Genomic DNA, 17974 nt, shown 5'->3' with positions numbered 1-17974 from the left:
TGATTTCTTCCGTATAGTATTCCGCTCTCTGGTAATGAGAAATGCGGATTACCTCAGGCGCAATCTCCTTCATCTTATGACCATCCACTTCAGTGGATTCAGGGTAAAGATCGGTTCTCTTCTTTACGGGAAGCTCCTTCAGATGATCTTTACGAGACTTCTTCTGTTTTGTCTTTTTTGTTTCCGGCTTCTGCTCCGGCTCGGAAACCTCATCCGAAGAGTGATCTGCAACAAACTCAGCTTCATTAAAAAGAGACAGCTGTTCAACAGAAACATGTTCACTTTTTGAACCGAACTTATCACGGCGAGCACTGTTGATTCTCTCTTTCAGAGAGCAGTTGGCCAGATACATCTGATACATTGCATCAAGCATCTGATCAGCAGTGAGTGAACTGTATTTCTGTTTGAATTCTGCCTCAGTTTCCACGTAATTATTATACCGCAGAAACCTCATAAAAGCTTATAATTAAGCCTTTTTCTGAGGCTTCACGCATACTTTTTCGAGACTGCTTCTATAGACCTTTTCTGATCAATTTTCAGTCCCTGCATCAGCCATCCGTACTGCTCCTCGCTGATTACAGCTGAATGATTTTCTTCATCGCGGATCCACTTGAAATGGTTTCCTTTTTCAAGCCGTTTGTAGAATAGCCAGAACCCGGTAGAATCCCAGTACAGCATCTTCAGCTTGCTGTGATCCTTGTTGCAGAACAGGAATATGGAATTGTCAAAGACATTCATATGCAGTCTGTTCTGCACCACCGCAATATACCCGTCAATTCCCATACGCATATCTACAGTTCCGGTAATCAGATACAGCCTGACGTCATCTCTTACCAGTTTCATAATCAGATCCCCAGAAGTCTGCGGAGGTCATCCGTACTTCCGCAGATGTTTACTCCATTGATCTCAACCCTGATGAACTCACTAGTGTGATCGGTTACTGCGACCGGAAGCACTTCATAACAATCAGAACCGCAATCATCGACGGCTTCTCTCTGCTCACGATGGAGGTGCCAGTAGAATGCATCATAATTGAACCCTTTCTCTTTGCAGTAATCCTTGATGGTTTTCCCGCTCTGCTGATACTCCGTCAGAAACGGAAGCCACCATTCATGAGTATGAATATCTTTTACCATAATCCTTCTCCTTAGCCTCTCTCCAGGATATGGTCTTCGGCAGCCTCCAACAAGTTGCAGTCCTATTGACGCTTACAGAAGTCTCATCTGTTCATCCACTAACTCTATTGATCAAAAAAGTATTGCAACTGATGTACCCAATTTATACCCAATGGTTGCAACCAGTAAGGGTATTCAAGTCAGTCGATCGCTCATCAATTAGTACCCCTACCGATCTTCTCGAGTTTCAGTAATTAAAACCGATAAGACAACTAATACCACTACTAAGTTATCCTATTCTGTTGTTCCAATTGGCAATTCTGATATTATGGTATTTTTCCCTCCATGTGCGGTCATTTTGCGGTCAGAGAAGTCAAAAAAATCCCGCAAACCCTTGATTTTATTGAGCTTGCGGGATTTTAGAAACTATTCGAGCTCGACTTCGAATCCGATATAAGTCATGAATTTGCTTGATTTTCATTCTTAAAGCGTATTATTTTGATGCGTTTTTCTTTCTTGTTCACCTCCTTTCAATGCTAGTGTACCCAATTTGTACCCACTGGCTTCATTGCTATCACCAATTATTCAGCTTCAAATAGCCTTGACTGCTTATCCTGGTTACTGAAGTACGACATTTTCACGGGTAACCACTGCTTTTATCCCCGAATTCCAGTCTTCCGAAAAATCATTTACATCGCTAAACTTATCTATCAGATTATAGCCACACTCGACGTTAATTTCTTCAGAATACGGCCAGTTTTGTTTCTCAAACGATATTTCGCATCCATCTACCGTGAAGATCACACCACGTGTCAGCCATGCATCATACGTTTGGTCACCGTTTTCATAGACTTTCTGATTTTCATTGACAAGTACGATCTTTTCTATCTTGCCCTCAACAGGATTATCTGTCTGCTCTACATCTGACATAGCTGAACGAATATCTTCCTCTCGTACCTTTGTGAATCGATAGATTGCTATATCGTCCATATTTCCATAATAGTCTGTCGGTTCCTGCACATTGGACATTTTATAAACCTCATCGCCGATATATAATCCGACAATCTGAGTTACCGATGATGTGTATACAAGCGGATCACATCTGTATTTATGAAAAGTCTGTCCGATAAAATTCTTAAACACGTTCTCATCAAAACGCATATCAAAACTCTTCATATCTGCCTCAACATACAACAACGGATCTCACAATTGAACAACTGATAGAACAACTGATACCGCAACTCAGTTGTCCTATTCAGTTGTCCTATTCAGTTGTTCTATTTTTTCTTATATATGAATTGCCTTCCCTCTCTAACCTTCTCAACCAACTGATCCTTTATTAATCTTCTCAACGCTGCCGTCGCTCCGGATTTTGTTGTTATATTCGGCACCAAAGAAATAACCTGTGACGAGGTAATAAACCCATTTGTGCAAATATACTCATATATCATCTGATCTGATTTCCTAAGGTTATTTTGATCGTCAGTCGATATATCACTCAGATCTATTTGCTCCGCCTCCGGTTGATAATTTTCATTTACCTGATAGCTGGACCATCTGCCTTTCCAGTTTACTAAAAGCAGATTTCTTGCTGTAAGGTCAGATAATAAATGTCCAACGTCTGTGCTGTGTAAATCAAGTAATGCTTGCAATCTGCTATTCGTAACGCTGCCTTCAAGATAAGCTGTTCCTAGGATCAGCTGTTCATTCTGCGATAAATGCGTATATACACTTCCGAACAACTTCTTCAAGTGATCTGTACACTCTTTGGGCATCGTAGAAATCATCCATAATTTCAGCGTGACCTGATGAAGCTCTTCATCCTGACTCAAATCCGGTTTACGCCAATTTTCATCTCCCCATGCACTCAAAATTGTAGGAAATCCCGAGCCTATATTGTCACCATAGCCGATCATACGAAGCATGATTTGAATTCTCGGGTTACGCGCAACTGAATGACCTCCTTCGTAAATTGCTCGGATTGGCAATTTCAAACTTCCTGGATTTGAAAAGCAAAAACCTTTATCTTCCTTCACAATTGAAAGCACTCCTGTGATCTGATAATCACTGTGAATCAGCATATTGACGACTGCTTCACGGATTGCTTTATGAATAGCTGTATCATCATTCCGAGCCATTCCCTGTAGATTAAATGGACGCTTGATTCCGCTAACAAGTTTTGGCATCACTAACCTCATAAAGCTGTATAGGTTATTCTCCCACATGCCATCATAGGTCAGTCGATCACTCCATCTGCTTCCAGGGGCCAAATTACTTTCATCCAGATAATCCATGCGGATATTATCAAATCGCTCACGTATAGCCAGACCTTTTCCAAACATCAAAAGTCCTGCCGCAGTCAGCCATCCCTTCTTTGTTTTCCGATCAACCGCAAATCCGCCCATGTTTTTTAGAAAAGTCTCGTCATCGACGCCATTCCATACATGATCTGGATTGTTATGTTCAAATTCAATGCGATAAGATTTCAGTGATGCAGCATCAATATCATCCATCGTGTAGTTAACAAGGAGTGTGCCGTCATTACCGCTATCACTCGCATCCCTGAGCATTGCCTTGATTTCTTCTACTGTGCAATGATAATCACCTTCGTGGTTTCTCTTGAATGTACCTTTATTAATATTTTCATTGATATATACAGGTTTTGCCTTGTAGTCTGCCTGGGGAACATTGATCCACATAATATCAGCGCCACGCACTTTGCAAATCCCGACGTCTGAATCCACCAAAATATTAGTACTCACCTTGGCACTGTTAATAGTATTCCAGAAGTCTGTCAATTTCTGCTGCGGATTAGTGATCGATTCTAATGTAAAGCGCTTTTCCGGATCTTTTTCCCTCAGATGTTCCTCAACTCCAAATAAAATCAATCCACCATCCGTATTAGCAAAGGATGAATAAGTTTCCCACACAGAATTAGGAATCTTCGATTCCGCTTTCTTGCATTCTAAATTTATTTTTTCTCCGTATTTCAGCGAATCTAATATTTCCTTTTCCGTCATTGAAGACCTCTCTTATGTATTGCCGTAAATCACAACTATCACCCGAGGCTGTTATAAAATCTGTGGATAAATCCTGCCATCAGAACACGCCGTTTCTCGAGAAACTCCCTGTAATTGCGAATATCCATATTTACAAACTCTTCTGGCACGCAATTCTCAGCCAGATTTTTCTTAAGATCGTTTTCGTCCGTGATGCCACCATACTGCAGCTCGCCACCAGTAACCTGTTTCTTCATTTCAGCCATATAGACACGCGGTGCATCATCTTTGATCTTGATATTGATTTCTGATTGTGTATAGGCATAGTTTGCAATCTGATTGTAGTCTTTGCGGTTATTTATGCCATTCTTCTGAAGATATTTCTTTGGGAAGATATGGTGAATATCTCCACGCTGTTGAATCAATGACTCAACGTCAATCTGCTCCGACAGGAATCCGCGCGAGCCCAATTTCACCTGTGCCATCAGGAATAAAAGGAAATAAGGACTGCTGGATACGGATGTGTCCAGCCTCTGTACAAGTACAGTATTCCAGAAAGCGTCAGACAATTCTCCTTCTTCCGTAGTAGCAATAAACTGTTCTGGATCCATTTCCGTAAACCGTTTGATATCATAATCAATCGCTGATTCGGAAGCGCCTGAATACCGACCGGTTAACATGGAAAGCACAATCCATTTACGAACAAGCTTCTCTATCAATCCCGAATTCATGCCTTTATCTTTGAGCGTCAGATATAAAATATACCCGAAGTTCAACACATTTTGAGAACGAACGAGCGACGGATCAATGATTCCGGTAGATTTCACAATCATAATGTAGCGCTTAAAGTTTGTTTCATTCACAAAGTCTTCCACACCCGAACGAAGCTTATGGAACGAATCCTCTGCTATGCTTTCCAGATTCTCTCTGGTTTCAAAATCACGTCCAGACAGAAGACTTACCAGGTCTGCTATCTTTCCACGCATAAATTTATGCGTAAAGGAGACCCGTAGCACATCTGAATACGTCGGAACATAGATATCCTCTGTTTCATTGACAATCCACTTAATTTTCTGCATTCCTCCAGAAGAAACAAACTCTGTATCATTGGAGGCAATCATTTCATAATCGATTGGGCTCTGCATAAAATGGCAGAAATAATCTATCATCTTCCTGGTGTCATTTCCGCCATACAGGTCATCCGCAGAGATCTTGGACATAGCAAAATCTGCCTGAGATAAAACAACTCCCTGAGAATTGATCCGAATGAAAATATCGGTAACCTCATCAATCGTAAGCGTCTGACTAAGATCTGTAACACCCAGACTGATATTCAAAATAGATTTCAACTTCGTGATCGCAGACGCCACCGCTTGTTCCTGACCGACAATATTATTTGTCTGGCAATAATTCGGTATAAATGACCACTCGGAAAATGTTGTCGTAAAAATCTCGGAAATGTCAGAGATCCATTTGCTGTCCTTTTCAATTGCAGGGTTCAATACTTCAAATGTCTCTGCCACAGGATTGAATGCAATTCGAATCCTTCTCTTCTTATAGTCTGACCCGGTTACCATAAGTCCGGCAACAGCAGCTTGAAGGGCAGTTACACGCTGCTGTCCATCAATCAAGATCTTCTTTCCAGAAGATATGCTCCCATCCTTCAGTTTCACATCAGGATTCTTCCAAACAATGATATAGCCTATTGGAAAACCCTTATACAGAGAATCCAAGAGATCTCGTACTTTTGACGAATCCCAGACAAATGGACGCTGAATTTCCGGAATTGCAACTTCCCCGGATTTGACCCACCCGATAATATCTTCGACAGATGTGCTATAAACGTTAAATTGTGACATACATTCCCTTCCATTCCAATAAATTACCAGCTACAAGTCATCTTCAACGATTTAAGCTGCATTGGCATTAATCTGTTCGATTACTTTCCGGATCCCCATCCACACATTTAGGTCTGGGAAGATCTCCACGATGCTTCCATGATCTGTGAATGGTGCTTCCTGCAGAACGGACAGATCTTTCATCATCCCATTGTGAACAATATATTCCACGATCTGATTGACAAAATAGATCTGACGGCTGTCCAGATTCACATCATTCAAATACGCAGAGAATGCTTCCTTTGCCGCATTCATATCAAGGCCGACGATACTGCGGACAAATTCGCCGAGAGGCTTGTCCCCGTATTCCTGTTCGTACTCTTCTCTGGTGCCAACCTCACTCCAGAGCACTTCTTCCAGAATCTCGACGTCGTTTGCCGTTAATAGCTTGTTGGTTTTCAGCTTCGCAATCGTGATCATGTCCTGATGTGTCCGCACATAGTATTCTGCCTTTGCTTTATAATTGGCCAGTTCTCCATAATCCAATTCAGATTCATGAACTTCCATATTCAGGATATCGTCCGTAAAATTCGTATCGTAACGCACAGAAGGCGTGTGTATGTATACCATCAGGCCACGCAGTTCTTCCCGGATCTTTTCAAACTCATCAATCCCGGCATTTTCCAGATAATCTGTATGCAGAATCATACGGATCAGCTCAGACTTCCCCTGAATTGCCGGTATGTTGGCAATATCCGCCAAGGCTCTCACGTGTTTCATGAGATCCTTCCGGGCTCTTGCATACTTCTCCCCGGAAAGATAAGCCAGTTCTATTCCGTACATCAGCGCGTCAAAGCGGACGCTACTTGCCGGGTCAGGATCAGGCAGAATCAACGGAACAAGCTCATCCTGGATGGTCAATGTGTCTTCATAAGACAGGGATTGATACCCTTCCGGTTTCGAATAAAGATCTACATACTTGATATGCTGCCGGACCGCAAAGTTTTCCCGGTTTAATTCCGATACCTTTCCGCACATTACTTCAACAAGTTTATCCCGATATGCTTTTAATCTCTGCGTCTGATTTTCCAATGTCTGCAGTTTATATGCGATCTGAAATTCCAGGTTAAAGACTGCCCCTTGCAATGCGATCTGATTGGCGGATGGTTTTCCCTTGTTCATCCGGAAGAATTCGAAATTCCCGCAGAAATCAAAGATATAGAATTTGTCTTTATCCTTACCGTCCACAAGTCCCGGGCAGAGCCTTGTCCCACGGCCGATCATCTGCCAGAACTTCGCCTTGCTCATCACCTTCTTGAAGAACACAAGATTCAGAATCTCCGGTACATCAATACCGGTATCCAGCATATCGACCGAAATGGCAATCTGCGGGAGTTTCCGCGGATCGCTGAACTCATCAATCGCACTCTGCGCATAATTGATCCGGTTATCAATTACTTTGGCAAAGTCATCCGGTAGATGCGGATATTCCTCATGGAACACCTCAAGGATCTTCTCTGCATGAGCATGATTTTTGGCAAAGATAATTGTCTTGCCGATCTTTTCCCCGTAATCGATCTTCAGCCCCTGTGTCATCACCGTCTGCAGAACTTTCCGAATGGTATCTTCGTTAAAGATCCAGGTGTTCAGCGCAGACGAGCCAATAGTTTCCGGAAGATTTCCATCTTCATCAATGAAATCCTTCTCGTATTCCTCTTTTTCTTCATCTGACAGTTCGTCATAAACAATACCCTGATCAATGAATTTCAGAGTTGTCTCAACGGACTGGAAGTCAACCAGATACCCGTCCTGCACAGCTTGTGCCAGCTCATACCCATATGTCGGTACGCCGTTTTCCAGATCAAAGACCTCATAAGTATTCTTGTCAATCTCATCCTTGGGCGTTGCAGTCAGACCGACAAGCGGTGCATCGAAGTAATTGAAAATATCCTTGTATTTGTTGTAGATAGAGCGGTGTGCCTCATCGCAGATCACAAGATCAAAATGACCGCAGGAGAAAATCTTGCCATCTTCATCTTTGGCTTCGTCGATGAGATTAATCATGGTCTGATAGGTAGAGAAGATGCAGTGCGCACCGTAATTGTCTTTCTCTTCTGTGATATTGCTGCAGGAAAGGTCCGGAAGGAGATATACAAAGTTCCGTTTTGCCTGCACCACAAGCGAAGTTCTGTCCGCAAGAAAGAGAATGTTGCGGATCCATCCGGCATTCATCAGCACCTTACAGAGTGCGATGACGGTTCTTGTCTTGCCAGATCCGGTCGCCATAACAAGCAGCGCCTTTCGGCGATTCTTGTTATCAAAGCTGTCGCAGACCGCTTTAATCGCGGCTTCCTGATAATATCGCCCTGCAATCTGCTTATCTACTACCACATTTCGTAGGCTTGTCCGCATGGACAGCAGGTTAAACCATTTCTCCAAGTCGCGCTTTGACCAGATCGCTGCACACTGTCGCTCCGGATACTGTCCGTCAACTATTCTTGTATCAAAGCCATTCGTCAGGAATACAACCGGCCTCCGATGATACTGCTGTTCCAGAATATCAGCGTATAGTTTTGCCTGCTGACGCCCCTTGGACACATCCACGCAGGTACGCTTAGCCTCGATGAGCGCAAGCGGACGATGCGCATCATCATAGAGCACATAGTCCGCATATCCCTTGCCGGAAGCATTCGGCATTCCGTCAAGTTCAACTTCATTCAACCAGTCTTTCCCTTCTGTCCAGCCGGCATCCACCAGCATGGAGTCGATGTAAATCTTTCTTGTCTTAAATTCAGAAAGATCCAGCGGCTTTGTGACGTAACCCGGTGCCAGCTCTTCCCGGCGTCTGGTCAGCTCTTCTTTAAGCGCCTTGTTCTCTGCGATCAGTGCTTTCAGATCAACTTCAGCGACATCTGATGCCTTTTTAGAATCTGCTGCAGCTTCAGGAATCTCTGCAGGCTGTTCCAGCAGTGATTCATCATACTTACGTTCCTGATAATTTTCTCCATAGCAATAGGAAACAAAGTCCATAAAAAGGAACAGGTTCTTCAGACACAGCTTTGCCTGATCTAGCGTTGCCGGTTTTCCGGTATGCGCCACCTGGTTTCCCATACGCCGGATAAAATCAAGACGCCGCCAAAGACTGTCATCCATCAAATCTTTGAATTCTTCCGTATGCAGGAGTGTAACCAAATTGTCCTGATAGGGCATGACGAGAGCCTTATCCACGGAATACATCCACTTGATGGCAAATTCCATGGCACGCCGGCAGTTGATAATGCTGGCTGAAGGATCAATCACCGCAATCTTCTCCGCAGAGATTGCCACTGGTGCAAATGTATGGAATTGTGGCTCAGAGTTCAGATAATCGAAATTCGTCATCGCGCAAATTCCTCACTATTTCCTTTTCTTGACATTTCCGTTTCTCACAGATTGACCTATCTGTTGACGAACTTCAGGGAGTTTCATCACTTCTTTTATAAGATCGCTGCCAAGCTGATTATTAAATTCCGCTTGTTGCAACTCAAGTTGATGCCTAAATTCAAGGTTGATTTTCTCTATTTCCATTGCATGACTATGTTCAAGTGATTCTAAGTCAAGCTTATGCTGCTCTAAAAGCTTCTCCAGATCATGCTTATTTGACTCTTTTAATGTTTCAAGTTCACTACGTGCCTTTTTACTAGCCGCCGCATAACTTGCGATGCCAGAAACAATAGCGACCATTATTGAAATTATTGAAGGAATATATTCTTGCATCCCACTCACCCAAAATATTTCTGCATTAAGCTATCAAACAATATTTGCGTTTCATTTAATGACCTTTGAACAGCAACTTTGGATTTGTCGACCTGGGTAACAATATTCTCAAATGTTATTTGCTCCTCTACAGGCGGAAGCAAAATAGATAGATTACTAATATCTTGAAGGCTAAGATTTGCTCTTCCAGTATCAGATTTCATCGAATTATACATCTGCTGAGCTTTCTCTGAATTAAGATATACCAACAAGTACCTATCTCTAATTCTCTTATCCTCGATCCTTACCAATGCCACAGCTTGATTTATGTTCGCTTTACAATCCAAAGTAAATTGAGCAGCTCTACCTATTGAAGCTCCAACAATATTAATAAGAAAATCACCTTTTTGGAGCACAGAGCGTCTCTGTTTTTCATTAAAACCATCTTCAATATACTTTGGTGACGATATGTCTATATAGCCTTCTCTAACGTTTTCACTTGTAACAAATAAGGTTTGCGTTGCATCATCAGTATATGAAAATCCCTGCCAGCTCGGAGAAGCACCTTTTGTTATCAACTCACTTAAATGTCCTAAATCTGATACAGGAAGCTCTCTTGGATTAATAATCGGATCTCCAAACATCTCGACAAATCTGGCTTTGATGAGGGTATCCAACATATCAATTTGACGGTTCATCGAATACAATGCTTCCTTTATTTTAGATAGAATATCTACAATTTTCTTCTGTATTTCTACGTCTGGTAATTCGATCATTGCATCCGTCAGATTTCCTAACTTGATGTACTTAATCACTCCGCCGATTGCTTGCTTCCTTAGTTCCTCTACGTAACCTTCCATAAAATAGTAAAGATATGGCATAAAGAGTTTTCCGTCACTATTATCCTCAATTATATAAGTACGCTGATACGCATCAAATTTACCATTGTAATACTTAACGTTCAAATCTCCATTCCCAGCAACAAGAACACACTCACAGTCATACGAATAGGTTGATATTCTTAATGGTTCCTTTGAGCATGTAAAAAAAGGATATACTCCATCTACAGATGATGCATTCGCGTCCAATTTTCCTGTTCTGATTTTTGTAATATCACCTATTTTTACTTGCATTTGTCATCCCCCCACAAATATCAATTTGGCTCATCAGCCAGCATCTTCTCGAGATCATTCAGATCTTCCGTGATCTCTGCTTCCAAGCTTCGAATATTAGCTAAAATCTCACTTGTCGGCGGATACTCTACTGGCTTATATTCAACCTTTTTGTACTTGTTGATAGACAAATCATATCCGTTATCAACAATTTCCTGCTTTGGCACCATGAAAGACTGCTCTGTCCGCTCACGATTCAGCTCCTGATCCCGATGCTGGAAGCGCTCAATAATATCCGGAATGTCGTTTGCTTCGGTCGGCGATCTCTTGTCATCCAGACTGAAGCCATCCGCCTTCATGTCATAGAACCAGACGTTGTCAGTGCCACCATGATTTGTCTTCGTAAAAATCAGAATTCCGGTAGACACTCCTGCATACGGTTTGAACACACCGGAAGGCATGGAGATCACCGCTTCCAGTCTTTGGTTTTCAATCAGCTCTCTACGGATTGCTTTATGCGCTGTTGAGGACCCAAAAAGTACACCATCCGGAACGATGCAGGCACAGCGTCCGCCAACTTTCAGCATCTGGATGAACAAGTCCACAAAGAGCAGCTCCGTCTTTTTTGTCTTACACAGTTTCAGCAGGTCTGTTGAAACGATGTCATAATCAAGGCTCCCCTTGAAAGGTGGATTAGCCAGAATCAGTGTGTATTTATTACGGTCAGGATTTTGATCGGAAAGGCTGTCCCGATATTCGATATAAGGATTGTCAATGCCATGCGTCATCATGTTCATGGCGCCGATACGCAGCATCGTCCGGTCCATGTCATAGCCATGGAACATATGATTCATGTAATGGTCTTTTTTCACCCGGTCAAAGAAGATCTCTTCCCTGTGATGTTCCTTTTCATATTCACCCGCCGCCACGAGGAAACCTGATGTGCCACATGCCGGATCACAGATAATTTCGTCCGGTCCCGGCTGCATCAGCTCGACCATCATTTTGATGATATGTCTCGGTGTCCGGAACTGTCCGTTCACACCGGAATTCGCCAGTTTGGACAGGAGATATTCATAGACATCGCCGCGGACATCGGTATCCTTAAGACCGCTCATCTGATGATAAAGGTCATCCATCGCGTCCACAATCTTGGATAACATCAGCGGTGTTGGGATCTTGAAGATTGCATCCTGCATGTATTTTGCATAGGCACTCGCTTTATTACCATGCAGATCTTTGATGAACGGGAATACCATCTCCTGCATGACGGAATACATCTTCTGCGCCGGGAAATCATGAAAAACCGACCACTTGAGCTGCGATCCATCAACAATCCGGTCCCCAATCTTAACCTCTCCGGCAAATATGCTTTCATAGGGGAGCCCCAGCATGGCGCTTTCTTTAGCGTGCAGATTATCGCTGTCATCTAGGTCATGAATGAACATAAGGTATGTCATCTGCTCAATGACATCCAGCGGATTGGTAAGTCCTCCCGTCCAGAAGATTTCCCATAAACCATCGATTCTGTTTTTTAGTTCGCCTGTAATCATACCTTCCTCCCGGGTCTACTCTTCGTTATCCCAATTCCAGCGATACTTCGTATAACGACCGCCGCCGATCTTAATAATCTTGTTTTCCTTCTGGAGCTTCGAAAGCGTTCTCTGTATCGTAGCCTGACCGATATTCGGAAATTCTTTCTGTATCTCCGTCTTTGTAAAAGTCCCGAATTTTTTCTTAAGCATTTCTTCGATGCGCTCTGGTTTTGAAACCTTTTGTTCTTCCACAAGCTCCGTGCGTTCCATAAACTCACGGTAGGCAGCTGTGATGACGCCAAGCATATAGGCAACAAACGGCATATAGTCATTGCTTCCTTCATGCCATTCTGCTGAACTTGCCTGCAGTGCATCATAATACCCATCTTTCGTTGTCTCGATCAATTTCTCAATACTGATATACCTGCCTACGTAATATCCATTTTTATATAGCAGAAGAAGTGTAAGCAGTCTGCTCATTCTGCCGTTTCCATCAAGGAACGGATGAATGCACAGAAAATCAAGAATGAACATCGGGATCACAAGCAGTGGATCAACCTGTGCATCTGACAAAATCTCCTGATATGCCCTGCACAACCGCTCCATCGCCTCTGGTGTTTCAAAGGCTGAAACAGGCTGGAATCTCACTTTCCGATTTCCATCTTTATCCACTTCCTCAATCCTGTTTTCGGAAGATTTCCAGCTGCCACCGATTCTTGTCTCCTCAAATTTATACATATCGCGGTGGAGCTGCAGTAGCAATGCGGGCTTGATGGGAATGTGTTCATAGTTCTCGTGGATGGTGTTCAGGACATCCCGATATCCGGCAATCTCATATTCATCTCTGGAATGCGGCGTCGTCTTATCCAGAACAATTTTCTTCAGCCGCTCATCCGAAGTGTAAATGCCTTCGATTTTGTTCGAGCTTTCCGTGCTTTGAATTTTTGCAATTTCAACAAGATTCTGCAGAACATCTGCATGCCTGGTCGCAATCAGTTCCTGTCTTCCCTTATACTCATGAATCGCTGTCAGGTAATTTACAATTTGAGGTGTAAGCAGTTTTGTCCACTTGTTCCGATAGGAGAAATCACGCATATCCCGATCCTCTATTTTGATCATTTTCAAGCTATTGATACATTTAACATATCATATGATGCAATTGAAATCAAGCCTTTCAATATGATCATATTTTCATAGATGATCATATTGAAAGGACAATGATCAAATTACAACCCTGATATCAGCTCGATATAGAGTATGCCCCTTGCCATTCTACTGGCCTGTCTGAACGGATCTGAGAATGTCAACGCAGATCTACAGGCTGGCCTCTTTTCTGTATACTTTCGTATCGGCATGGTTTATATTTCGTTCTGACGTTTCTGCTTGCTTCTCCGCAAGTTTTTTCAGAACACTGAGTTTCTGTGTCCGCGGCTTTGGCTGCTCTATATTTTTCTCATCCTGAGTGATGATTCCATCCCATTTCGCCTGTGCTCTGCGCACCTGCTCCAGCACTTTCTTCGCTGCATGGTATTCCTGTTCTGCTTCCCTTACACTGGCAAATCCGTTTGCATCCGGAATCAGGAACAGCTGATTTCGACAAAATGTGATCTGACGCTCCAGTCCATCGATCCGTTCCTGCAGCTCCTTGCGTTCCCTGCGATGAAGGATGGATTTCGGCTTATGATCCAGCGCCAGCTGGACCGTTTCTTTCTGTTTCTGCAGTGCATAGAGCTTGCGGTTGGTTTTGTAAAGCTTCTGATGAACCGATTCAATCCGCATGAATCGAAACTCTGCATCGCGGGAATCCGGGTGCTCGGATTTCTGCTTTTCGTGCAATTCGGATCCTGTCCTGCTGGAACTTTTTCCTGTCTCACGAACTTCCGGTTCTTCCTTCACGGACTGCATCAGGAGATCCAGAAATTCCTTCAGTACAGCGATCGCTCTCCTTAAGATTCCCGCCAAAAGTCCCGGCTGTGGCCCATGTATCTGCACGGATTCTGATACCTTCTGCACCACTTCTTCCCGCTTGAACGCCGTCACTTCCTCCTGGCTGCCGCCCGCAATCAAAACCTGATCTACCGTCTGGTTCCATTCCTGCCGGAGCTGGTTGTCGCTTCGGATTTCGTCCTCCCTCGGATTGTTTTTCCCGATCTTCTTTGTGGCAAGGTAGGGACCAGATGCATCAAAGATCTGCAGTCTGTCCTCCTCATGCTCCACGACCTTGTTGATCAGATCTGTGTACAGCACTTTGACATCATCGAGGAAGTTCCGGTCCTTGAACACGTCTTTTCTTCCGGAGAACCACTTGATGTCATAGATCTCACCTTTCTTTAGGATCCGGCATCCGGGTCTTATGTTGCCGTCCGCATCCAGAATTTCTTTTTTCGTCCGCACATGCCGGCCTGCTTCGTCGTAAAACATGTTCCGGGTTGCCCGCTTCACGTCTGTTTTCTCCAGCGTGTCCCGGTCCGCAAAAACCAGATGGATGTGATAGTTGGTCATGGTCTTGTTATGGTGGAGCGCCGCCGTGCACTGCACGCCGTATTTCTGGCGGAACGTCTCCGTAAACAGCTGGAGCAGAAGGTCCGGATCTTTTTTCCCGAGACTCTCCGGAAGGGCAATGATCAGCTCACGCCCTCAATGCATTTTCCCGTCTTCTGATTGCTCTTCCAGAAATCATGCTGCGCCTGTTCCGACAGATACTGCCAGAACTCCGGCTTCACCGTGCTGTACGATGCATACAGATGCTCCTGTCTTTTCGGGTTGCTGATATAGTCGACACGCCCCCGAACGTCGGTCAGCTTTGTCATCCGTATAAAGGAATGTCTTGGCATAGAATCCTCCCCTCTCGCAATTGCGAGCCCCCGGAGGGCCTCCGGAGGACGAAATCCTTTGCATAAATCGCAGATTTGTGCAAAGGGAGTATTTCGCTCTCAGTCGCCGAGGGCTCTTCCTTTTCGGCATCTGGTGTAGTTTAAAAATCTTTCATTTTGTCATCTTTGGTTTTTGTTATCGCCGTATCCGGCGCTTTTCGTTGTGGCCGTGTCCGGCCAGGATTCAATTTTTCTTTCCGACAATCATGCAGGAAATGCAATAAATGCATTAAATCCGTTCCAACTTCATAGCTTCCGGATTGATCACTACCAGCATATCTGCCGGCCTTCCGACACTGCTTCTCTCCGGCTCTTCTATGCGGATATAGCCATTCCCTGCTAACAGATCGAGTGTCGGCTGTATCTCCTCTGTTTTCTTAAAAAACTTTCCGCGGCACATCTGGAAGAGATCTGATCTCTTGATGGTTCTGACATTCTTTTTCTTCAGTCTCCCCCAGACAAATCTTGTTTTCTGGATGGAGAGATCCGTGCCCATCATGGAGTAGGCATACATGGCATGAGCCAGAAAATACTTCCCGATAGATATGGCATTCCGCATTACAGTTACCGGGATTTCAAGCTGACCCTTTTCACAATTGGCCAGATGAAGGAGACCGGCAATGCGCAGAACCGAACCAATGTATTTGCACGCCCAGTCAGCAATTCCCTGTCCCTCCCCGATCAGAAACCGTTCATGTTCTTCAAAATAATCTGAGATCAATGCTTCCGCTTCCGGCGAGAGAACTACCGTCTGCACCGCTTCCGATGATCCCTGCGCCATCAGCTGATAGATCAGATTCTTATATGCGGCATCCACTTCCGGAGGAATCGGATTTGTCCGAAATACACGAGTGCCAATCCGCGACGGCGGTGTGGAATACAGGAATCTCGCAATCAGTCCTCTTCCGTTCATGGTGGTATTGGACATGATCTCGTCGAGAACACTTGGCTGAATGGAGAGAATCGCAGAAAGCGCGGGATGCGGGATATATTCCGGTTCTCTTCCCATCCGGTCCACGCGGATTGCATCGCCGCAGTGGCCTTTCAGCCAGACATCAAGATTGGCTTTCCCGGAATATCGTCCGGCCATAATGTCAAAGATTCCGCCTTCTGTAGAGATCACGGAGAAGATTCCGTGACTGCTCGCAATCAGACTTGTCAGCGCCTCGCTGGAACAATCATCCGCAAAAAATCTTGCGGGCTTCATCTCCGGAATCTGTTCAAGCTGCGTCTCCAATTCATGAAGCTCATTCTCCATCTGCGGATTTCGTTTGTTTTCCAGCTTCTTTTGAAGACCGTCGATCTGCCGTTCCAGATCTTCCCTCTTTTGCTTATTCGCCCGGATTTCCTCCGCATGACTTTCGTTGAAATCATGCTCGTAATCATAGAGATACTTCGTCATATCCTTCATTACACTGGACTTTCGTTCCCCTGGCGATGCAATCACCACTGTATAGAGACTGAGCGGTTCACAGTAGCCGAGATTCCCCTGTACCTGATACTTTCCCTGCAGGCATACCGCCAGAACACCAAGTCCGATGACAGCTGCCATATCAGGTGACGTCTGACTATGCTCTGCAACGGCGGAAACAAAATTCCGCAGATGCTCCGGCAGGCATTCCACCGGAAAGGGCGGAAGCTCGTTCTGCTGCGGTTTCAAAGGCACGAGAGGACAAAACTCCTGTGTTTCTGTTCCTGTCCGCTCATCTCCATCCGGTCTTGCTTCGAATGAACAAATGCCACGGCTTGTATTCCCGGGAGTGTAAACTTCCTTGCAGCTATCAATTGCTTTCTGAATCGTATCTGCCCCATATGTGCTTCCGGCCCGGGGGCTATCCCACTTTCCACGCATCAGCCCTGAATGCCGGAAAATATGATCCATCTGCCAGGCATTTGCTCCTGTCCAGAATGCAAGCATGCTGCAGAGAGCCATGTCTGCTTCTGACTGAGATGAATAGTCTCCCTTCCAGTCACCGCTCATCAGCTTTCGAAAAGCTTTCCCATTCCTGCTTCTTTCTGCGCGGATGATCAGTTCCCGGTCGGCCATAGGTTTTCTTGCATTTATTGCATTTCTTGCAGTCTCTTTCGGTTCCGTTTTCGTTCGTGTCATGTACCGTTCAAGCAGCACATTCAGCTCCTCCGTCCGGCTCTCAAACGGATAGTGGTCTCTGATTTCATTTCCTGTTACCGTCACAAATTTGTTTGTCACCCCGGCCACATACACTTCGATACCGGATGCGTGATTCATGATATAGAAGCGATCCGTATCGTATTGGTAATTCTCTGCCAGAAACAGGATATGCAGACCGGTTCCGCTCGGACTGTATTCCGTGTAGCTGTGCATCAGCTTCACAATTTCTTTTGCCTTATCCGACACGGCTCCGTTCTCATCGACGCAGTAATCCAGATCCACCGCACAGATGCCGTGAAAGATACCAACTCCGATTCCACTGTATCCCACTGCACCGGCGGCCTTTTCAAAGCTCGTAAAGCAGGATTCATCGTTGCTTTTCGCCCTCTGTCCGCTTACCGCATTGTACGGAATTTTTGTTATTCTTCCGTTCCGCTGCTCCGCACGCCAGGTACAGAACAGTCCTCTTCGCTTTAATTCATCTGGCAGAAATTCATAACTTCTCTGCATGCTGCCTCCCTGATTTCTTCGTTTTTATCCGAGACAGCTGTGATATACTATTGCTGTGCGCGATAGGCATCACAGCTGCCATTACTGGTATCCTGACCTGTCATCTAAGGCTTCTGTCTCGCCGGA

14 protein-coding genes are annotated in these 17974 nt (G+C 44.5%); all 14 read right to left on the bottom strand.

The genetic code is table 11. The annotated features are described in order from the left end of the window. A partial coding sequence (locus FYJ51_RS05825; RefSeq protein WP_205946209.1) for a transposase occupies nt 1-361 on the bottom strand: 361 nt, incomplete at its 3' end. Between the two features lie 125 nt (nt 362-486). Then, entirely contained in the window at nt 487-843 is a 357-nt protein-coding gene (tnpB, locus tag FYJ51_RS05820; RefSeq protein ID WP_154504151.1) for an IS66 family insertion sequence element accessory protein TnpB, read from the bottom strand. Nucleotides 844-845: 2 nt separating this feature from the next. Further along, complete coding sequence (tnpA, locus tag FYJ51_RS05815; RefSeq protein WP_105303206.1) at nt 846-1136, bottom strand: IS66 family insertion sequence element accessory protein TnpA; 291 nt, start codon at nt 1134-1136, stop codon at nt 846-848. Between the two features lie 597 nt (nt 1137-1733). Beyond that, a complete protein-coding gene (locus FYJ51_RS05810) occupies nt 1734-2291 on the bottom strand; it encodes a hypothetical protein (RefSeq protein ID WP_154504149.1) in 558 nt (185 codons plus the stop codon). Nucleotides 2292-2392: 101 nt separating this feature from the next. Further along, nucleotides 2393-4135, bottom strand: a complete 1743-nt coding sequence (locus FYJ51_RS05805) for an RNA-binding domain-containing protein (RefSeq protein ID WP_154504147.1) — start codon at nt 4133-4135, stop codon at nt 2393-2395. Between the two features lie 38 nt (nt 4136-4173). After that, the gene (locus tag FYJ51_RS05800; protein WP_154504145.1) at nt 4174-5973 is read right to left on the bottom strand and encodes a GmrSD restriction endonuclease domain-containing protein; all 1800 of its coding nucleotides are present in this window, start codon (nt 5971-5973) and stop codon (nt 4174-4176) included. 51 nt (nt 5974-6024) lie between these two features. Further along, the gene (locus FYJ51_RS05795) at nt 6025-9333 is read right to left on the bottom strand and encodes a DEAD/DEAH box helicase family protein (protein ID WP_154504143.1); all 3309 of its coding nucleotides are present in this window, start codon (nt 9331-9333) and stop codon (nt 6025-6027) included. A 15-nt stretch (nt 9334-9348) separates the two neighbouring features. Further along, nucleotides 9349-9708, bottom strand: coding sequence for a hypothetical protein (locus FYJ51_RS05790; protein WP_154504141.1), 360 nt, complete (start codon nt 9706-9708; stop codon nt 9349-9351). A gap of 5 nt (nt 9709-9713) precedes the next feature. After that, entirely contained in the window at nt 9714-10820 is a 1107-nt protein-coding gene (locus FYJ51_RS05785) for a restriction endonuclease subunit S (protein WP_154504139.1), read from the bottom strand. 20 nt (nt 10821-10840) lie between these two features. Further along, on the bottom strand, nt 10841-12352 hold the full coding sequence (locus FYJ51_RS05780; protein ID WP_154504137.1) for a class I SAM-dependent DNA methyltransferase: 1512 nt from the start codon (nt 12350-12352) through the stop codon (nt 10841-10843). Between the two features lie 15 nt (nt 12353-12367). Continuing rightward, on the bottom strand, nt 12368-13429 hold the full coding sequence (locus FYJ51_RS05775; RefSeq protein ID WP_154504135.1) for a Fic family protein: 1062 nt from the start codon (nt 13427-13429) through the stop codon (nt 12368-12370). 219 nt (nt 13430-13648) lie between these two features. Beyond that, the gene (locus FYJ51_RS05770; protein ID WP_235897238.1) at nt 13649-14914 is read right to left on the bottom strand and encodes a hypothetical protein; all 1266 of its coding nucleotides are present in this window, start codon (nt 14912-14914) and stop codon (nt 13649-13651) included. 44 nt (nt 14915-14958) lie between these two features. Further along, nucleotides 14959-15168, bottom strand: coding sequence for a hypothetical protein (locus FYJ51_RS05765; RefSeq protein WP_154504131.1), 210 nt, complete (start codon nt 15166-15168; stop codon nt 14959-14961). 268 nt (nt 15169-15436) lie between these two features. Then, nucleotides 15437-17848: a phage NrS-1 polymerase family protein gene (locus tag FYJ51_RS05760; RefSeq protein ID WP_154504129.1), complete on the bottom strand. Its 2412-nt coding sequence runs from the start codon at nt 17846-17848 to the stop codon at nt 15437-15439. Between the last annotated feature and the right edge of the window lie 126 nt (nt 17849-17974).

Source organism: Stecheria intestinalis, assembly GCF_009696165.1.
GTDB lineage: Bacteria > Bacillota_I > Bacilli_A > Erysipelotrichales > Erysipelotrichaceae > Bulleidia > Bulleidia intestinalis.
This window is presented reverse-complemented; position numbering and strand designations above follow the sequence as displayed.